Genomic DNA, 20,516 nt, shown 5'->3' with positions numbered 1-20,516 from the left:
AGATATAATACCAAAAAAATGGATAAACCTCAATTACCCAAAATGCTAAAAAAACTACACCTACTTGTATTTTTTGTATGCGCTCTTATAGGATTTAGCAGTAATGCACAAACATTTCCTGTTACCATAAGCACTCAAATTTTACAGCCCTCGCCTATTTACCTGAGTAATTATGCCGATGCAACGACCATAAATAGTCCTATAAAATTGCAGTTGGTTTTAAACGATTTAACGATCTCAAACCGACAAGTGCGTTTGAAAATTTATTTTCAGGGAAATTCAATTTCGTTTGCTTCAAATGATTTTGTTGTAGGCGCACGACCATTATATCTTGAGGGAGGTTTTCCGCTACAGATAACCAATGTTGACTTAGCACCGTATTTTGAATATCAGAACATATTGGGAATCAATCCAAACCAATACGCACAGCCTTTGCCGGAAGGTGTTTATAATATTTCTGTAGAAGTATATGATTTTGCCACCAACAAAAAATTATCCAAAAAAACAGCTGTAACTACTATTATTTTTCAAAACGAACCACCTTTCCTGAACCTGCCTTTGAATGGTGCTTCGATCATGCAGCAAAATATTCAGAATATCGTTTTTAGCTGGACGCCAAGAAGTATCAATGTAAGCAATGTCGAATATGAATTTTCATTAGTCGAAATTTGGGATAACTATACCCCTGTTCAAAATGCATTTGCGTATTCACCTCCATTGTATACCACGACAACCAGAAATACAACTTTACAATACGGAATTACGCAACCGCAACTTATTCCAGGAAAAAAATATGCATGGCGCATAAAAGCCAAAGCCATACTGGGAGCAGAAGAAATTGGTGTTTTTAAGAATAACGGTTACAGCGAAATTTTCTCTTTTACTTACGAAGTATTTTGTACCGCACCATTGTCTATTACAACAAGCGGCGTAAGTCAGGATCAGGCAAAAATAACCTGGAGCGGCAATATTGACAATTTTGATTATCAGGTAAATTATCGCGAAAAAAATAGTCGTGATTGGTATAAATTGGTAACGCCAAGAGAAACCATAAATATTAGTAATTTAAAACCAAATACAACTTACGAATATACTGTTGGTTCATCGTGTGATGTTGGAAAATATACGCACAGCACCATTCACGAATTTACGACGCTTGCCCAAGACGAAATTGCCTTTGCCGGTTGTGGTATACAGCCGGATCCAAATGATTTAAAAAATAAAAATCCGTTACCAAGCCTTTTCCCGAATGATGTTGTAACTGCCGGAGATTTTCCAATTGTTGTAATAAAAGCTACAGGAAGCAACGGAAACTTTACCGGCGAAGGTTATGTAACCCTGCCCTTCTTAGAAAAATTCAGAAAACTAATTGATGCTGCCGATGCCCTTGGAGGCGACAAAATCGATATTGGTAAATTCTCCCGTATCAGAATTACGTTTAATAACATTGGTGTAAATACTGATTTTAAATTGATTTCCGGGGAGATTGTGGCTAGTTATGATCCTAATTGGGGTGGTATGGCAGATCTTGATGGTGTTGTAAATGATGCATTTGGAGATGCCGGAAATGTTGTTAATCATCAATATGACTTATCTATAAAATCTGTTGTAAAAAATCCTGATGGAACTATAACGATAACCAGTACTACAGGCGTTGTTTCTGTTATAGACAAAACGGTAAATGATGTTATCATCACTGATAAAGACGGAAAACAATTTGCTGTTCCTGCCAATGCTCCGGCAGGAGACATGAAACAAACAGGACAACTCGCTCCAGGCGGAATTCCGACTTCTAAAAATACAAACGGAATGGGATCTGGCGGCGATGTAGCCGAGATTTCGTCTGCGGATGTAAATGTTGTTTTCTCTAAAGGAAATGGAACTTATTCATTTGATACTGCTCCAACAGCAGAAAATGGTAAATTAAATAAAACTTACCAAACAATTCCTCAAAAAAGCGGTGGTACTTATAAAGTAAATTACAAAGCTATTTCAGAAAGTCCGAATTCAACTGATGTTGTAGTGGCAACTGTTGATTTCAAAAATGGAAAAACCAAAAAAGATCTTGTCTTTAAAACCCAAAACGGAACTGCAATCGACAGTACCCAAATTGTTTGGAAAGACAACGTTGCAACGCTGACTCTGAAAAAGACTTTAGATTTTGCTAAAGAAACAATCATAGCTACAGTAAAACCTGCAACAGCAAAAGATCCAAAAGAAGCGGCTGGCAAATATGATATTGCCGGTACAATAGATTTGTGGCATTTAACGAATAAAAAAGTTAATGTAACTCTGGTGAGTATTAATAAAGCGTCTATAACTAATGTAGAAAAAGACCTTAATAATATTTACAATAAAGCTGGAATTAATTTTACTGTTACATCTGCAAATGTAGATTTACCTGCAAGTTACTATCCTAAAAACACTATTGAATGTGGTGATAGTGGCTGGTTAGCTCAATACACTGCAGAACAACAAGCAATTATAACATACGTAAAAACACAAATAAAGTATGAAAAAGACTCTTACTATGTTTTAGTGACAAATATTCTTTCTTCTAAAGGTCTAGCTGGTTTTATGCCATTAAAACGTCAATTCGGTTTTATATTTAGTGGTGCAAAAGACAAAGAAGAAGACAAAGGCAGTACCTCTAAAACCATTGCTCACGAATTAGGACATGGTGTATTTGGATTACAACATCCATTTACTGAATACAATACTACTACTCCTACTGATTTATTGATGGATTATGGGACTGGCACAGAATTTAGCCATAACGACTGGCAGGTTCTTCATGCGCCTGGATTGCAATTGTATTTATTTCAAGGCGATGAAGATGGTGAAAATATTAGAACATACGATAAAATTCCATATAGTTTTGTCAATTTAGATAAAGATCCTAAAGATGAAACAAAAGGAACGGTATCATTTGTTACACCAGACGGGCAAATTGTATCTATTCCTAACAATAAATTAATGAGATATGAATTTATATATGGATCTGTAGTTGCTGATGAGTCTTCAAAATCATATTACAATAAAACAAAAACGGGTGGTCTCTATAGATTTGAAAAGCTCGAAGAAGATGGAAAAACTATACATGAATATGTGTATCAAAAACCTACAGGATATGTAGATCAACAAGATAAAAAAGTTTATAAAGATTTGACAGATTATAATAAAGTTGATGGTTTTATTTATCCGTTATTGAATGAAAATTCAAATTATGCAATATTCAAACTATCATTTCCTATTGGTGAACATCAAAATTTAACTCAATATAATGCTGGTGCAAAAGATATGGCGCTTGATGAATTTATTAATAAAATTGCTCCATATTCAACTAAAATTTTAAACAACTTAACAAAAGAAATTAAAGTCCCTGGAAATTCATGTCTTTGGTGTTATGATCAAAACACAAAAAACATGCTTAAGAATCATTTTGGAAAACCTGAGCAATTATGGATAAATAAAATTGCTGAAATGCGAGTTGTATATCCTGACTTTTTCAACAAATTTGCAGATACGTATTCTGAGCAATCTGGTGCAGGAGCCACTGCATATGCCGGTTCTATAAAAAACACTTATAAATGGGATGAAAACTTTAGAGTTGAGTTAAATGATCATACAGGATGGAGAGGTCAATCAACCAAATATAGTGTTGTTTACGAACTATATAATAGTGCTGATAAACAGAAATACTACGAAAAATATTTTCAGTATTTTGATACATCATTAAATGATCAGGTAAAAACAAATAATGAATGTCTGAAAGCTTTATTTGATCCAAATGTTGCACTTACCTCTATTAGCGAACAGCAAGTAACATGCTTAAAACTAGCTACAGAGCTCGAATTCCAAAAATTAGAATCTGAAAGGGCAATAGCACTGGTTAAAATACTAATGCAAAGAAATCTATGGGATGAAGAAGAAGAAAAAATTATAGTTAAGATAATTGGCTATACTAAATTTGATTCAAACACATTAATAGATTTATTAGAAAATGATAAAGTAGTTTTTAGCTGGCCAAATACAAGAGGTGGTTCAGGTCCGGCAACAATCAAAAGAGAATTCCCTCTTTGGTACATTATGTATCTTAAGATAAATGATAGTAATTTAGTTATCTCTGGTGATAACAGAAAGTTATTAATGAGTGTATTCTATCAGCATTTTTTACGATCAGATAAATACAAGAATGGCATAAATGAAATTGTAAATAAATACAAACTGAAGTCTATAAATGAACTTAAAGAATACTTCAAAAAACCAGAAAGTACTCTTACTTATGATTATCAAAACATTTTTGTAAGAGGGTCTGCTGATTTTGCTTCATATCTTTCGAGCTCTACGGTTATTGGTCTTTTTTACGACTATGATAAAACAAAACATCAGTTTTTATCTATTGATGCTGAATATGACGAAAAAACCAAAAAAATTCATGTAGAACAGGTTTTAAAAGAAGGTTTGTTTAAGAATGAATCAATGGCTTCGAAAACAAAACTGTATTCTCCGTTTGATTTTATATTATATAAGAATTTGTCAAAAGATAATCTGCTTTCTGATTATCCACAAAATAAAGATAAGGATGGAAAACCTATAGCAATTCCTGTTCCTGCAATTTTATCATTATACTCAAGTGATGTGGGCGATAGTCAAACACAGGCAGACATCATTCAAACATCATTTGATGCTTTAACTTTAGCTATACCAGGAGGACAATTAACAAAACTAGGAAGAGTTCTATTCTATGCAGATAAAATAAGTTCTGTCGCAAGTATGGCAGGAACAGCCTTTAGAGAACAAAATCCTGAACTTGCAAATTTCTTTAATAAAGCAAGTTTAGTAACTGGTATCGTTTCTGTTGGTGATTTACTATTGCCAAATAATATGTTGAAAATTTCTAATGAAATAGGAGCTATTAATGATGCTAAAAATATTGGTGAAGTTGTTGAGGATACACAATTGAATTATACAGCAATTGATATAAAAAATCAATCTGTTGAATTTGCAACAGAAGTTAAACTTATAAACACTAATAATAATATAAGTTTATTAACAAAACCAACGAAAGAACTATCTGCCATACAGTTAGAAAAAAACTTAAATGCATTGAAGGATGCAAAAGCTATTACATCTGCAGAAATAGAACTAGTAAGCAGCGCAATTTTAATATTGAGATCAGAAAAAGGAGTTAGTGAGACTGGAGATTTATTAACTTTGCTCAAAAAATCCGAATTAAACACTCTAAACAAAGAAATAAATGCGCTTGGTGAAACATCTAAAGCAAAATTTTTAGAAGATTTTGCAAAAGCTGATTTAGTAACTTTAAAAAGGATTCAAGATGAAAAATTATTAGCTTATTGGACTAAATGGGCCTCAAAAGGAATAAAAAATATTGATGAACTTTCTACTATTTCGAAAGTTGAGAAACTTAATAGAGGAACTTTTGAAGCTTTTGAAGCAACTGTTGGTAATGCAAATATGTCACAAAAAGTAAAGGCTTATGAATTATGGGGTAATAAAGATTGGGATGGCTTATATAGTTATTTTCATGCAGATCCAAAAGATTTAATAAACGGTGGTTGGCCTCCTTTTAATGGATTCATAAAAGTTGATGATGAAATTGCTCCTAAAATTGGAGATCTATTCGATCGTTTTCAAAATCCAAAAGTTGATAAAGCTGATGGAAAAGTTACTGAAGTTACAGAATTAGGAGGTGGTTTTGCTAGTCCAGTAAATTTAGATGAATATAATAAAATTGATATTCCTTATACTTATGATTCCAGAGCTCTACTAGAAGATATACAAGAAGGAATGGTGTATATAAAGTTTAGAATGAAAAATGTAGATGGTTTAAAGTTTAGTTATGGAGATGCAATACCATGGAAAAATAAAAATGGTGTTTTGCAACAAGGACTAGCAAAACAAATTCAGTCTAATCATAAATTTCATGATGCAACCTACTTTATAAAAGGAGCAACTTATGATATAGTACAACGTTCTGTTTTTAGAGGTGGCAAATGGGTAGACGAAATAGAAGACTTAACTTTCAAAGTAGATAAATTAATAAAAAACATTCATTGCAAATGAAACTAATAGAAAAATTTTATTGTATTCAAACTGAAATTTTTGGCGATGGATCTGAAAAAATTATACAAGATATAGTTTCTATAAAAACAGAATTGATTAGGCCCTCAATTAAATTTCTAAATGAGGATGGAAGTATTATATCTTCTGAAAATAGGAAGGCTTATCGAAAAAAAATAATAGTTAATCCATTTGTAGATTCAAACGAGTATTTTAATATAAACGAATTATTGTTTTTATCTAAAACCTATGGATTTGAAATCGAAGAGCATACAATTCATAAAGGTTATTTTTTAAGTGTATTAAAAATCAACTCATTATATACTGCTCCTGGAGAAATTATTTTAATTGAAGAAGAAGGGAAAGAATATATATTAATTGAATTCAGTAGATGGAGCTCAGAAAATCAACCTCGTAGTGCAGCAGAAGATCAATTAGGAGAAGATATTACTTATGTAGTTGGTATATGGGAAAATCCACTATTAACAGATGAAATAATCGCAAAAATTAAAAATAAAGGATAATGAAAAATACATTCAAATTATATTTAACATTATGGGTTATGTTATTTACATTCTTAAATGTAAATGCACAATGTGAAACTATAAAGAATTTCTTTAAAAATGACATGTATACATCTAAAGAACTTGTAGCTTTCGCAGAAAAAGATCCGCAAAAAGCATATGATTCCTGGAAAATATTATATAACGAAAAAGCTGGTCTTACAAGGAGTGTAGAAGAACTTAACTTAGTTTCAAAGAATTTAGATGAAATTGGTAAAGCTGGTGGATATTTGAAATGGAAGGCATTACAAGGAATTGGTAATATAACAAATGACTTTGCAAACTTATTAAATTCAAAAGGTTATTCGTACTTAAAGAATCAATTTACTTCTTTAGATGAAGTTGCTAAAAATAAGTTCATGCGTAATTTTCCTGAAGAAACACCAAGTAATATTTTATCTGCATTGAATGATCCTAATAAGGGATTGTTGAAGAAATGGAAAGAAGGAACCATAAAAGGTAACCCTGAAGGATTTGACAGGTATTATTATCAGTCAAAAGATCCACTTACACATTCTGATATAGGAGATTTTGCAAACCCACACAATCCAAATACATCTTTAGAATCTGGTAAAATGACTGGCGGTGGCCATGGGCAAAGTAACATTGACTATTTGAAGTCTACCGGCAAACAACATAATATTGAACACACATTTGATAACGGTGTGAGGACAGGAAATATTCCTGATCATAAAGTAACAGCAAAAACTCAAGGCATTGGTCAATCATGGTTTCCGTCTAATTGGACAAAGCAGGATATTGATACAGCCGCAAAACATGTTATTCAACAAAATCAATCTACTTATAATTCTTTAGCAGATGGAGTTCCTCTTTTTGATACTTATAATGGTGTAAGGGTAGGTTTAATCAAGACTAATGGACAGTTTGCTACCATTTTTCCCGATAATAAGTTTCAGCCCAATTCAGCAGGTCAACTAATTCTAAACCCTAAATTTTAAAAATGGAATTTAATACTAATTCACAATCTTGTTCGTTTAGCTTTACGGAAAGAGAACTTTTATTCTTAGTATATAAAATAATCGAGGTTGAGTCAAAAGAATACGGTAGCTTTGACCCAGCAGGAATGATACTTCGCAATATCTTAGAAGTTCTTTTGTCCTTGAATGAAACTAAAGCGATCGAGTTTATTGAGTCTCTTGACAATGATGTGAACTTTGAAATTGTATCAAATAGTTTTGGTGCAATAAGCGGAAAATTCCAAAGCAAGGACTTTATTGAAAGGATTGAATATACTACGAAAAAGTATACATCGAGTATCTATTTCAAGAGAATGTTAGACAATATAGACGAAGCAAAAAATGCACTTGACGACAGTGAAAGTCTTACATAAGATATGAGATAATATTATTCATTCTATTCTAAGCCAAATAAGCTAAATTCAGAAGCCTTCTAAACTAAAGAAGGCTTTTTATTTTTATATGAACATCTCAAAAAAATCAAATCTCTACCCTCCCCTTCTCCCCAACATAATTAATATCCAATCCGCCCATTATCATAACTTTAGTCAACTCTTCTGTTTCAATAATTATATCTTGTTGTAAAACATTTCCTTTTACTGATTTTATATCAAAATGCAAATATTCATTCAAAAAGTCAAAAGACTTTAGTAAGTTTAGAACTTATAACGAATTAAACCCAAAGCGAGGAAATTCTATAATTTGAGATTTACAAGTTAAATTTAGGAGCGGGTACGAAGTCGGGAGACTTCGCCAACATCACAGGACAGTTTAGAAGAAAATTTTGCAGAGCAGGTGGTGAATATAAAAGCTAAAATAATTAATATAATGAAAAAAATTATTGCATATACTATCATAGTATTATCATCTTTAATATTAACAATTGAGATGATTAATGATTTTTCTGTACTTAAAACCGGATATTCCATTGTTTTTTGCGAAAATGGTTTCGTAAAAGATGTTCTAATTGTCAAAAAATATGGGACAGCATCAGGTACAGGAAGAAATTCATCATCTAATTTTTTTAACCTTTATGAAGGCTTTTTAATGTCTAACAACAAAAAAGCCTCAATAACAATCAGTAAGCAAATTAGTCCCTTTTCAAATAAATATAAAGATCTCAGAATAATAGTCTATCATTCTAAGTTTACATCGTTTAATTTATTTTTTTCAAAACCAAATAGTATTTTTGAATTAAATTTGAAATATTTACTTGAGCCTTTTTTCTTTTTATTCTCAATATTTTCAATATTATATTTATTATTTAAAAAAAACTAAATGAAAAAAAAATATTTTATTAATACTCTTCATTTAGAATATTTTTTATAGTCAAAATAAAAATTCAAATGGTTATGTTAAAGTTTGGAGTGAAGAAGCGGGTAAAAGATAATACTCTAAATAAGAGAGCGATTACAAATCCTTAATATAATAAAATAAGAAATGAAAGAACAAGACGTAATAAAAGCATTTTATGATTACTACAGGTTTGAATAAAATTTAGGAATGGGTACGAAGTGGGGAGACTTCGCCAGCATTGCTGTCAGTTTAGAAGAAGACGTCGTATAGCTAGATTGAATATAAATAATCTTAAAATAAATAGAATTTACTAAAATGGAAGTAAAAACTCTTCAAAAATATTTAGGGATGGCAGTTCATTTTATTTATCATCATCATCATAGATTGAATAATGAAAAAGTGTTTGAAGATGATTATTGGGAGCATTTATTAAAAATAGGAACATTGGAATATTGGGAAATGTTATATAAATGTCTTGACTTCGCTTTAACTCAAGATGACTATTGTTTATCAATAGTTGATTCACCATTTAAACAGCGTTATTCTGAGGCTGATATTAAATTGTTTTTCGAGAAATTTCACATTTATTTAAAAGCACGTTTACAAGTTAAATCTGATGGTCTTAGTCCATGATAGCAAAAATACTTTTTCTAGAAATGAATTTACTTTATAACCGCGATAGCTCAGATATATATAAACATAGATAGCGCGGAAATTCTTTCCGTGCCCGTTGCTATAAGACACAAGAAAAGTCATAATTAAAGAAATCTATTAAATTGAGAGATTGTTTTCTGGTTCAATGAGAATCATGCAGATTTATAAATAAATTGAAGTTAGTTCTTCTTAATTGATATACTTTGCGGGTACGGAAAGAATTTCCTCGCTATCGTTGTCTAAATGTCCCATATCCGAGCGATCGAGCCATTAGCAGAGTTTCATAAAAATATATTATTTTTTGAAAAAATAAAATAATGATGGAAGTTTTAGATAAAGACTGGAAAATTTTTGATGAAAATTATAAAGTTAGAAGAGACAAATTGTTTCTCATTTTTCCTTATAGGGCAAATTATGAAGAGCTGAAACAGTTATTATTAGAATCAAAAACTGATTCTATTTATGATACAAGATTTAGTAAGATATTATGGAGATTTCCACTCTCTATGCCCGATAGTGATTTTATGAAACTATTACAATTCTTTTTATTAGAGAATTGGCATCATGGTCACGAATCTATAATTGAAACATTCCAAGATAGTTTTAATAATGATAAAGAGAACATAACATATTTAATGCATCTGCTTTCTTCACTTCCTGAATTTTATAAATATGATGACGATCTAAAATATCCATTTATTCGTAAAATAATCTATGCAATCGGTGCACAGCCAGAGCCACACAATATTGAAGCATTAGAAAAAATATCACTATCAGAAGATGAGAAAATAAAGGAATTAGCATTACATCAAATTAAAAAAAGAAAAAAACTGGGTAGATGGGAAGCTAGTAATATATGATTTTTCATTAGCACTCCAATTAAACTTTGATAATAAAAAATTAATTGAAATTACTTTCACTACAATTAGAAAATCATCTGAAAAACAATTGGTATTTTAACCAAAAAAGCCTTCTGAAATCCAGAAGGCTTTTCTACTTCATAAAAACATATCAAATCTCCCTACTCCCCTTCTTCTCAACATAATTAACACCCAATCCTCCCATAATCATAATTTTAGTCAACTCTTCTGTTTCAATAATTATATCTTGTTTAAAAACATTTCCTTTAACTGATTTTATATCAAAAGGTATTGTTTTAGATAAATAATAATCACCGCTTACAATACTAAGATAAAGATTATCACTATTTTTTAAAACTTTTAAAGGAATAGCAAATTCACCCGTCTTTGCATTTACTTTAAACGGAGTTGGTGAATCATTTATAGTCAGCATTAAGTTTGGATATGTTTTATTATTTAAAGGTTTATTTGTTTTTGAATCTAATATTTTTCCTTTTACAATAATTGAAACTTCCTCCTCAACTGGCTGCTTAAAGGCAATTTTACCTACAATGTGATTATTTAATTTCGGAGAAGTAATTTCGGTTTGAATTGGCTCTTTTTCTTGCGCTGAAACATTCGAGGCTAATAAAACCGATGCTGCGATTGCGGCATATTTAAAATTGTTGATTTTTGATGTTTCATTATATGCAAATTCTTCTTGTAACTGTGTTGATTTTACTCGTGCACAAATGTTTTTACCTTTGTTTTCTGCAATAAATTTAGCTACTTCAGAGTTCGATTTTTTACTTAAATCAATTACGTTTTTAGCGCACGAATCACAAAACGAACCTTTTGAATTCGGAATCATTTTATCAAAATTTTCAGAACAAGGACTTGCTATTTCTAAGGTGAATTTCTTTTTCATAGTATATATTTTTAAGTTAAAATCATTTCAAAATGCTTTCTACTTATATAGAGAATGTTTTTCCCGAAAAGGTTGGGAAGAAATAAAAATATTTTTTGATTTTTATAATTTATGGTTAATTTAAATACCTGTAAGATTAATAATTCAAATAAACTATTATATTTGCGGCAATTAGAAGAATAAATAATTTAAAAACAATATCATGCAGACATCAAAATACACAAAATTCGCCGTAATTATTCTGGTGATTTTATTTGTTGTCATAAGCGTTATAAGCTAAAAAGCAAATAATACTAATAATTAAAAAGCCTTCTAAAGTTTAACTTTAGAAGGCTTTTTTACATCATTTCAAATTCATAATCTTTAACTGTATATATACACTCTAAATAGATTTAAGGTTTCAAGAAAAAAATATAATCTCTTATATTTGTAAATCCAAAAACAAAAAAATAAAAAAATAATTTATGAAAACATCAAAATACACGAAATTTGCCGTAATTATAATGGTGATTTTGTTTGTAGCTCTTAGCGTTATAAGCTGTGTTGCACATGTGCATAACGATGGTGGACCGAAAAAAATGCCACCGGGACAAGCGAAAAAAATGTCGGGAAGTCAAAGCGCCAAAGCTTACGCACCAGGACAACAGAAAAAGCATTAAAAAAAGAAGCCTTTTGATTTATTTCAAAAGGCTTTTTTCTTTTATATTTATTAAAAATAGGATTAATGAATAATCTTTATTTTGGCTATTTTTTTGGATTATTGGTTACTTTCAATAAGTAAGTTCCTTCGGGTAAATCACCAATATTTGTAGCATTTGCCCCTGCTACTTTTGTTCCTTGTGAAAAAACCTCAACAATTTTAGATGCATTTTTTGTATCTGTTGCTGATGCAGTTGCCGGAGCTGTCATTTTTATAGGAGCTGCAGTTTTCTCTACTACTACAGGAGCACTTTTTTGAGCTGAAGTACTTTGTTGAGATGCTACAACAGCATTCGTTGGTTTTGAGCTATTATAAGACTCCATAACCTGCTCGTTTGTCATGGCAACGGTATATACTTTTACATCGTCTATATCCGCGTTAATTCCAACTGTTGTATTCAGTTCTCCGAGTCTTAAAATATATCCTTTTGTTAATCGTGAAATCCCATCAACTGATTTTAGTAATTCGCCATTACGATATATTTTTGAGGCATTTCCGTCATAAGTGATGGCGTAGTGATACCAAACATCTTTAGCAAGCGGAACCGAAACAATAACATCATTTGTGGCTCCCCAACCTGCAAGACTTAACTCAGAATTGCCTGCGGATGCCGCTTGTTGGAGTAAACCAAAATATTGCGTATTGGCCGGGCTGCCATAACCTAGAATATAATTTGGTGAAGTAATAGTATTAAATTTCACCCATACAGATATTGATCTTGGTTTATTTCCCTGCGGAAGATCACCTACTACAACTTCAAAACCTTTATTAGTTAATCTCAGAGCACTTTTAACAGCACCTGTTCTGTCATTTACAAAAATAGGGGTTCCCAAAAAAGAAATTGTATTATCGGTACTTTTTAAATTTCCATCAAACTTGAACTCCTGAATGGGATTTTGGGCATTAGTATTTAAAAAACTTACAAACATTAATGTTAGTAATAATTTCTTCATATTTTATAGATGTTTGGGGATTTAAAACTTTATATTTTAACAATACTAAACTATATTATAATGTCTGTGACTAAAAATATAGTCGACAACGAACCTAAATAATCGCTAAATAACCAAAATTGATTATTTAAAACTCTTAATTAAATTAATTTATACTTTTATAAATTTTGTTAAAACTATAAATTTAATTCAACATAAACAAGCACTTATTGCTTATAAATACGTTATTCTCATTCAATCAAAATATTTTAACATTTAATAATATTAAGATTATAGATTTGTAAAACGATTCTTAAAAAAAAACTCCATTCGTTTACACGAATGGAGTTATATATTTTAAAAAGTATTTTTAATTTACTTTACAAATTCAATTTTTTGAACTTCCTCTTCATTAATACTGTCAAAGAATCCTTGTTCGTTCATCCAGTCATCACTAAATACTTTACTCATATAACGAGAACCATGATCAGGGAAGATTGCAATAATATTACTGTCTTTTGTAAACTCTCCTTCTTCTGCATATTGTTTAATTGCCTGCATTACTGCTCCCGAAGTATATCCAACAAACAAACCTTCTTTACGAGTGATTTCTCTTGCAGAGTGAGCACTTTCTTCATCGGTTACTTTCATGAATTTATCGATGATATCAAAATCTGTCGCAGATGGAATCAGGTTTTTTCCTAAACCTTCAATACGATACGGATAAATTTCTTTGTTATCGAATTCTTTTGTTTCGTGGTATTTTTTCAATACTGAACCAAAAGCATCTACACCTAAAATTCTAATGTTTGGATTTTGCTCTTTTAAGAATTTTGCAGTTCCTGAGATTGTTCCTCCGGTTCCGCTACAAGCAACAAGGTGTGTAATTTGTCCTTTTGTCTGTTCCCAGATTTCAGGACCTGTAGAGTTGTAGTGGGCATCAATATTTAATTGGTTAAAATACTGATTAATGTAAACTGAACCTTTTGTTTCTTCATGCAAACGTTTTGCAACGTTGTAATATGATCTTTCATCATCTGCAGAAACGTGTGCGGGACAAACATACACTTTAGCTCCTAAACTTCTCAGCATGTCAATTTTATCTTTCGATGATTTTGAACTTACTGCCAGAATACAGTTATAACCTTTTATAATGCTTACCATGGCTAAACTAAAACCTGTATTACCAGATGTTGTTTCGATTATGGTATCTCCTGGAGAAAGTATTCCTCTTTTCTCGGCTTCTTCAATAATATATAACGCGATTCTATCTTTTGAGGAATGACCCGGATTAAAAGCTTCTACCTTTGCGTAGAAATTTCCTTCTAACTCTTCGGTGATTTTATTTAGCTTAATAAGTGGGGTGTTACCTATTAACTCTAAAACATTATTATAAGCATTTATTTCTTCTTTCATAAAAAAATAGTTAATCGAAGGCAATTTTAAATATACCTTGATAGGTTGCAAATTTAACAAAAAATTTCTAATTAGCTTTTAATTTTCTCTAAATCTAATAAAAAACTAAATTCTTTTGCTAAGTCTTTTAAAGCTTCAAATCGGCCTGAAGCACCGCCATGTCCAGCATCCATGTTGGTATCTAAGAACAAAAGATTATTATCTGTTTTTAAATTTCTCAACTTGGCGACCCATTTTGCTGGTTCCCAGTACTGTACTTGCGAATCATGCAGTCCTGTAGAAACGTACATATTAGGGTATTGTTGTGATTTTACGTTATCGTATGGTGAGTACGACAACATATAATCGTAATATTTTTTATTGTTTGGGTTTCCCCATTCGTCATATTCTCCCGTTGTTAACGGAATACTGTCGTCGAGCATTGTTGTAATAACATCTACAAAGGGAACCTGAGCGATAACACCATTATACAATTGTGGCGCTTCATTTATAATAACTCCCATCAAAAGTCCTCCGGCAGATCCTCCTTCTGCATACAAATGATCAGCAGAAGTGTATTTCTCATCTATTACAAATTTAGAGCAATCAATGAAATCTGTAAAGGTATTTTTCTTTTTTAACAGTTTTCCATCTTCATACCATTGTCTTCCCAAATCTTCACCACCTCTAATATGAGCGATGGCATAAACAAATCCGCGGTCTAACAGAGAAAGTCGTGTAGAAGAAAAATAGGTGTCCATAGTTATCCCATAAGAACCATAGGCATAAAGCAATAAAGGGTTTTTGCCATTTTTCTGTAATCCTTTTCGGTAAATTATCGAAATTGGAACTTTAACTCCATCTCTCGCAGTTGCCCAAACGCGCTCTTCGATGTAATTTTCTTTATCAAATTTCCCTCCTAAAACCTGTTGCTCTTTTAAGATTTCTTTGGTTTTGGTTTTCATATTAAAATCAATTACAGACGATGGCGTTGCAAGCGATTGATAACTGTAACGTAAAACATCTGTATCAAAATCAATATTGGTCGTTGTATAAGCATTATAGGTTTCGCTTCCAAAAGGTAAATAGTAATCCGCTTCGCCATTCCAGGGCATAATTCGAATATGATTTAAACCGTTTGAGCGCTCCTCTACTACTAAATAGTTTTTGAAAATTTCGATATCTTCCAATAAAACATCTTCGCGATGCGGAATAAGATCTTTCCAGAATTTCTTTTCTGTTCTGTTTTCAGGCGTTTTCATCAACTTAAAGTTGGTTGCCTTGTCTTTATTGGTTAAAATATAAAAGGAATCTTCGTAATGAGAAATACTGTATTCCAAACCACGAACACGCTTTTGAAACACTTCAAACTCACCATCAGGATTATCTGAATTTAAAATTCTGTATTCTGTTGTTAAAGTACTTCCAGAACCAATAACAATATATTTTCTTGATTTTTCTTTACTTATCGAAACATTAAAAGTATCATCTGTTTCATTAAAAACCAAAACATCTTTTTCTGAACCTGTATTTAATTTATGTCTGAAAACTTTATCAGATCGCAAAGTAACTTCATCTTGTCTGACATAAAAAATAGTATTATTGTCATTTGCCCAAACAGATGCACCGGTTGCATTTTCGATTTTATCTGCCAGAATTTCTCCGGTTTCTAAGTTTTTTATCTGAATAGTATAAATTCTTCTACCTACAATATCAACACCAAAAGTGGCAAATTTGTTATCCGGACTAATACTTAATCCGCCTAATTTAAAATAAGCGTGATCTTTTGCCAATTCATTGCAATTGAACATAATTTCTTCATCTGCCGAAAGGCTTCCTTTTTTTCTTGAAAAAATTGGATAATCCTGACCAGTTTCAAAACGAGTAATGTAATAATAACCATTATAGAAATAAGGCACAGAGGAATCATCTTCTTTAATTCTGCCTTTCATTTCTTCGTATAAAGATTCCTGAAGACCTTTTGTATGCGAAGTCATACCTTCGTAGTATGCATTTTCCTGATTTAAATAATCAATAACTTCTGGATTTTCTCTGTCGTTCAGCCAAAAATAATTATCAATTCTGGTTTCTTTGTGTTTTTTTAGTGATTTTGGAACTACTTTGGCCTGTGGAGCCGATATATCGTTTTGCATTGGTTGAGCATTAATTTTTATATAAGTCGAGGCAAAAATACTATAAACACAATAGAACAGAATTAATTTTTTCATAAAATATTGTATTGATATAATACAGCAATATAGTAATTTTGTCTGAAATAATTTAAAAATCAACAAAAATGGATTTAATGGGAATGATGGGAAAACTTAAAGAAACCCAACAAAAAATTGAAGATACCAAAAAACGTCTGGATACTGTTTTAATTGATGAGCAAAGTGCTGACGGATTATTGAAAGTAACATTAACGGCTAATAGAAAGATACAATCAATCTCTATTGATGATTCTTTACTTGAAGATAAAGAACAATTGGAAGATTATTTAATTGTAACCTTAAATAAAGCTATCGAAAAAGCAACAAGCGTAAACGAAAAAGAACTTGATGCCGTTGCCAAAATGGATATGCCAATGATTCCGGGAATGGATAATTTGTTTAAATAAGAATCTAAGTTTCTGAGATACTAAGGTTCTAAGATTCTGAGTTTTTTCCAATAGGATACTTCGAATCTTAGAACCTTTGCTTATTTAAATAGATACAGTCTTAACTAAAAAACTTAGCATCTCAGTACCTTAGCATCTCTTTTTTAAAACTTTTGAAGCGTTTCAATCACATAAGTATGCATTACTTCTCTGTAATCTAAATGCGTTACAATACGAAGTTTATTATGTCCCATTGAACTGATGGAAATATTTTTTTGTTTTAGTTTTTCTATTAAAAGCTGATCGTTATAACCTTCGGCCAATGAAAAAATCAAAATATTGGTCTCAACAGGTTCAATTGCCGCAACCCATGGTTTTGTGCTTAAAACTGCTGCAATTTCTTTAGCTCTTCTGTGGTCTTCGGCTAATCTTTCGATATTATGTGCCAAAGCATACAATCCGGCTGCAGCCAAATAACCAACCTGACGCATTCCTCCGCCCAATATCTTCCTGATTCTCAACGCTCTGTGAATATCAGCTTTACTCCCTAACAATACAGAACCTATAGGAGCGCCCAATCCTTTTGATAAGCAAACAGAAATTGTATCGAAAATTGCTCCAAATTCTTTCGGATTTTGTCTTTTGGCAACTAATGCATTCCAAATTCTGGCGCCATCTAAGTGAAATTTCAGATTATTGTCGTCGCAAACCTTTTTTATTTCTCTTAAATCTTCTAATTCATAACAAGCACCGCCCCCTTTATTGGTTGTATTTTCTACACAAACCAAACTCGTTAACGGACTGTGATAAAACTCAGGATCATTGATTGCCGCTGCAACCTGCGCTGCATTGATCATTCCCCTATTTCCATCTATTAAACAGCATGAAACACCGCTGTTAAAAGAAGCCCCGCCTCCTTCATAATGATAAACATGTGCATATTTATCGGCAATTAATTGCTCTCCGGGTTGTGTGTGTAATTTAATTGCGGTTTGATTGGCCATAGTTCCGGATGGAAAAAAAAGTCCTGCTTCCATACCAAAAAACTCAGCTACCCTTGTCTCTAATTCGATAACTGTAGGATCTTGTTTGTATACATCGTCACCAACCTGAGCGTTAAACATATACTGCAACATTTCATAGGTAGGTTTGGTAATGGTATCGCTAATTAAATTTATTTCCATATTCTAAAAACTATATCTTATTTTTGTACAACAAAATTACGTATTACTTATAGTTATTCTTGGCAAGTTTTAGTAAATTTTAACTTGGGAATATCCTAGAACCAAATTAACGTAATATTTATAAAAAACATATAAAACTAATATTAATTTATGACAACTACCGAACAAATAAAAGGTATTGTGGAGCGCCTTGGTGCGTTGAGGAGGTATCTTTGACGTCGATGCCAAGCTAATCGAAATTGCCAACGAAGAGGAAAAAACCTTCGCACCCAACTTTTGGAACAATGCAAAAGAAGCCGAAGTCATTGTAAAAAACCTTCGAAACAAGAAAAAATGGATCGAAGATTATAACAAAGCAATCGAACTTACTGATGAATTGCAATTGGCGTATGATTTTTATAAAGAAGGAGAACTTTCTGCAGAAGAATTAGACGAGCATTACAAAACAACGCAGGACCATATCGAAAACATCGAGTTCAAAAACATGCTTTCTGATGAAGGTGACAGTTTAAGCGCCGTTGTTCAAATTACTGCCGGAGCCGGCGGAACCGAAAGTTGTGACTGGGCCGGAATGCTAATGCGTATGTACATGATGTGGGGAGAAAGTTATGGCTATAAAATAAAAGAACTGAACTTTCAGGAAGGTGAGGTTGCCGGTATTAAAACGGTTACTTTAGAATTTGAAGGTGATTATTCTTTTGGTTACTTAAAAGGAGAAAATGGTGTACACAGATTGGTACGAATTTCACCTTTTGACAGTAATGCCAAACGTCACACGTCGTTTGTATCTGTTTATGTTTATCCGCTTGTTGATGATAGTATCGAAATTGACATTAATCCTGCCGATATCGAAATTACAACATCTCGCTCTAGTGGTGCGGGAGGACAAAACGTAAATAAGGTTGAAACCAAAGTACAATTGGTACACAAACCAACCGGAATCCAGATTCAATGTTCTGAAACGCGTTCTCAGCAAGATAACAGACAACGTGCCATGCAAATGTTACGTTCTCAGTTGTACGAAATTGAATTAAAGAAACAGCAAGCGCAACGTGCCGATATCGAAGCCGGAAAGATGAAAATCGAATGGGGTTCGCAAATACGTAATTATGTAATGCAGCCTTATAAATTGGTAAAAGATGTTCGTACAGGTTATGAAACCAGCGATGTTGACGGTGTGATGAACGGAAATATAGATCCGTTTTTGAAAGCTTTCTTAATGATGATGGGACAAAAAGAAGAAGAATAAATTTTAAAACATTTAAAATTTTTCTTTAAACCATTAAGATATTAAGTTTCATTAAGCTAGAACTTAATTTTTCTTATTATCTTAATGGTTTAAAATAATAAAGAACCAAGACTTATTTTTCTTAATGTTTTAATGGTTAAAAAAATACGATTATGATAAAATGGGCAGATATAATTCGTTTTTCGAATCAGGGAAATCCAACTCCTGAAAAAAGAGTGGAAAAAACCGAAGAAGAATGGAAACAAGTTTTAACTCCTGAAGAATATCAGGTAACACGTTTAAAAGGAACCGAGAGATCTTTTAGTTCTGAGCTTTGTAGTTTATTTGATCCGGGAATTTATGAATGCAAATGTTGTGGCACTGTGCTTTTTGATGCTTCTGAAAAGTTTGAATCAGGAACCGGATGGCCTTCTTTTACACAACCAATTCAGGAAAATGCAATTGCATATCACGCCGACAAATCATACGGAATGATTCGTGTTGAAGTAGTTTGTAATACCTGCGATGCGCATTTGGGTCACGTTTTTCCTGATGGTCCCGAACCGAGCGGTTTACGTTATTGCATAAATGCGATTTCTCTTTCCAAAATAAAAGAGTAAATAAACTTTACATCATTTTAAAGCGACTTCTTTTCTGAAAAAGAAAGTCGCTTTTTTATTTTTTTTAAAAATAGTTTTTCCGAGTTTAAGTACTTAATAAATAGAATTTAAAAGGTAAAATAGAGTGTCTTCTTTTTAAAAAACAAAATACAAATAACAAAGAAATACCTTATAAATATTATACCAAATTTGAGAATTATCAAATAATCATTATTTTAACTAAAATTTTTTATCGATCCTTTTTTTCTCTGAATTAAAAACTGAAAAGAAAAATGAACACTTTAAAATTTAATAGTGATAGATTCTTTAAATCTTCTTTATCATAAAACGTAAGATAATCAGGCTTATTCTTTCTAAATTAATTGCTTTTTATATTTATAGCTAAATGACAACCAGAGGATTAAAAAGAAATCTAATGCCTTTTTTAAATTTAAAATAGATAATCAAAAGTTGTTTTAAGAGATAATTTTCTCATTAAAACAAGGTTCGTAAATTAAAAAACAATCAATAAATTAAT

Annotated in this window: 17 protein-coding genes; 11 read left to right on the top strand and 6 right to left on the bottom strand. The window is 31.6% G+C overall.

Translation table 11 applies throughout. The features are described 5' to 3' along the window. The first annotated feature begins 18 nt into the window (after positions 1-18). The 4 genes from AC4FQ3_RS22435 to AC4FQ3_RS22420 are packed head-to-tail and all read left to right on the top strand — an operon-like array spanning position 19 to position 8,001. Complete coding sequence (locus AC4FQ3_RS22435; RefSeq protein WP_491183349.1) at positions 19-6,090, top strand: fibronectin type III domain-containing protein; 6,072 nt, start codon at positions 19-21, stop codon at positions 6,088-6,090. Beyond that, the gene (locus AC4FQ3_RS22430) at positions 6,087-6,611 is read left to right on the top strand and encodes a hypothetical protein (protein ID WP_042564224.1); all 525 of its coding nucleotides are present in this window, start codon (positions 6,087-6,089) and stop codon (positions 6,609-6,611) included. The genes AC4FQ3_RS22435 and AC4FQ3_RS22430 overlap by 4 nt, the downstream gene beginning before the upstream one ends. Positions 6,612-6,649: 38 nt before the next feature. Next, complete coding sequence (locus tag AC4FQ3_RS22425; protein ID WP_491183348.1) at positions 6,650-7,609, top strand: EndoU domain-containing protein; 960 nt, start codon at positions 6,650-6,652, stop codon at positions 7,607-7,609. 2 nt (positions 7,610-7,611) lie between these two features. Then, the gene (locus AC4FQ3_RS22420; RefSeq protein ID WP_491183347.1) at positions 7,612-8,001 is read left to right on the top strand and encodes a hypothetical protein; all 390 of its coding nucleotides are present in this window, start codon (positions 7,612-7,614) and stop codon (positions 7,999-8,001) included. A 106-nt stretch (positions 8,002-8,107) separates the two neighbouring features. Here AC4FQ3_RS22420 and AC4FQ3_RS22415 read toward each other — a convergent pair whose 3' ends face one another. Further along, entirely contained in the window at positions 8,108-8,260 is a 153-nt protein-coding gene (locus tag AC4FQ3_RS22415; RefSeq protein ID WP_491183346.1) for a hypothetical protein, read from the bottom strand. A 195-nt stretch (positions 8,261-8,455) separates the two neighbouring features. Between AC4FQ3_RS22415 and AC4FQ3_RS22410 the strand changes: the two genes are divergently transcribed. The 3 genes from AC4FQ3_RS22410 (at position 8,456) to AC4FQ3_RS22400 (ending at position 10,437) form a co-directional block, all read left to right on the top strand. Beyond that, entirely contained in the window at positions 8,456-8,905 is a 450-nt protein-coding gene (locus AC4FQ3_RS22410; protein WP_491183345.1) for a hypothetical protein, read from the top strand. 333 nt (positions 8,906-9,238) lie between these two features. Further along, the gene (locus tag AC4FQ3_RS22405) at positions 9,239-9,556 is read left to right on the top strand and encodes a hypothetical protein (protein ID WP_491183344.1); all 318 of its coding nucleotides are present in this window, start codon (positions 9,239-9,241) and stop codon (positions 9,554-9,556) included. A gap of 338 nt (positions 9,557-9,894) precedes the next feature. Then, positions 9,895-10,437: a hypothetical protein gene (locus AC4FQ3_RS22400; RefSeq protein ID WP_491183343.1), complete on the top strand. Its 543-nt coding sequence runs from the start codon at positions 9,895-9,897 to the stop codon at positions 10,435-10,437. A gap of 151 nt (positions 10,438-10,588) precedes the next feature. Here AC4FQ3_RS22400 and AC4FQ3_RS22395 read toward each other — a convergent pair whose 3' ends face one another. Beyond that, positions 10,589-11,344, bottom strand: a complete 756-nt coding sequence (locus tag AC4FQ3_RS22395; RefSeq protein WP_491183342.1) for a hypothetical protein — start codon at positions 11,342-11,344, stop codon at positions 10,589-10,591. 464 nt (positions 11,345-11,808) lie between these two features. On the opposite strand from AC4FQ3_RS22395, the gene AC4FQ3_RS22390 reads away from it, so the two are divergent. Further along, positions 11,809-12,003 carry a hypothetical protein gene (locus tag AC4FQ3_RS22390; protein ID WP_042564219.1) on the top strand — a complete coding sequence of 65 codons (195 nt, stop codon included), beginning with the start codon at positions 11,809-11,811 and terminating at the stop codon, positions 12,001-12,003. A gap of 85 nt (positions 12,004-12,088) precedes the next feature. On the opposite strand, the gene AC4FQ3_RS22385 is transcribed toward AC4FQ3_RS22390, so the two are convergent. The 3 genes from AC4FQ3_RS22385 to AC4FQ3_RS22375 all read right to left on the bottom strand — a co-directional run bounded on the left by AC4FQ3_RS22385 (position 12,089) and on the right by AC4FQ3_RS22375 (position 16,599). Then, positions 12,089-12,997 (bottom strand): LamG domain-containing protein, encoded by a 909-nt coding sequence (locus tag AC4FQ3_RS22385; RefSeq protein WP_491183341.1) that lies wholly within the window; start codon positions 12,995-12,997, stop codon positions 12,089-12,091. A 354-nt stretch (positions 12,998-13,351) separates the two neighbouring features. Next, the gene (gene capA, locus AC4FQ3_RS22380) at positions 13,352-14,392 is read right to left on the bottom strand and encodes a cysteate synthase (RefSeq protein ID WP_042564217.1); all 1,041 of its coding nucleotides are present in this window, start codon (positions 14,390-14,392) and stop codon (positions 13,352-13,354) included. Between the two features lie 71 nt (positions 14,393-14,463). Then, entirely contained in the window at positions 14,464-16,599 is a 2,136-nt protein-coding gene (locus AC4FQ3_RS22375) for a S9 family peptidase (RefSeq protein WP_491183340.1), read from the bottom strand. A gap of 68 nt (positions 16,600-16,667) precedes the next feature. Between AC4FQ3_RS22375 and AC4FQ3_RS22370 the strand changes: the two genes are divergently transcribed. After that, positions 16,668-16,988 carry a YbaB/EbfC family nucleoid-associated protein gene (locus AC4FQ3_RS22370; RefSeq protein WP_491183339.1) on the top strand — a complete coding sequence of 107 codons (321 nt, stop codon included), beginning with the start codon at positions 16,668-16,670 and terminating at the stop codon, positions 16,986-16,988. 143 nt (positions 16,989-17,131) lie between these two features. On the opposite strand, the gene AC4FQ3_RS22365 is transcribed toward AC4FQ3_RS22370, so the two are convergent. Further along, positions 17,132-18,151: a threonine aldolase family protein gene (locus AC4FQ3_RS22365; RefSeq protein ID WP_073393606.1), complete on the bottom strand. Its 1,020-nt coding sequence runs from the start codon at positions 18,149-18,151 to the stop codon at positions 17,132-17,134. A gap of 150 nt (positions 18,152-18,301) precedes the next feature. On the opposite strand from AC4FQ3_RS22365, the gene prfB reads away from it, so the two are divergent. Further along, positions 18,302-19,400, top strand: a protein-coding gene (gene prfB / locus AC4FQ3_RS22360; protein WP_302095445.1) for a peptide chain release factor 2 whose coding sequence is annotated in 2 segments (ribosomal slippage) — positions 18,302-18,364 and positions 18,366-19,400 — 1,098 coding nt in all. Because the reading frame shifts where the segments join, the coding sequence is not laid out codon by codon here. A 152-nt stretch (positions 19,401-19,552) separates the two neighbouring features. Next, positions 19,553-19,999 (top strand): peptide-methionine (R)-S-oxide reductase MsrB, encoded by a 447-nt coding sequence (gene msrB / locus AC4FQ3_RS22355; protein ID WP_302095444.1) that lies wholly within the window; start codon positions 19,553-19,555, stop codon positions 19,997-19,999. Positions 20,000-20,516 lie beyond the last annotated feature (517 nt).

It is taken from the genome of Flavobacterium sp. AK-345, from assembly GCF_058310175.1.
The sequence above is the reverse complement of the archived record's forward strand: the minus strand, read 5'-3'. Positions and strand labels throughout refer to the sequence as shown.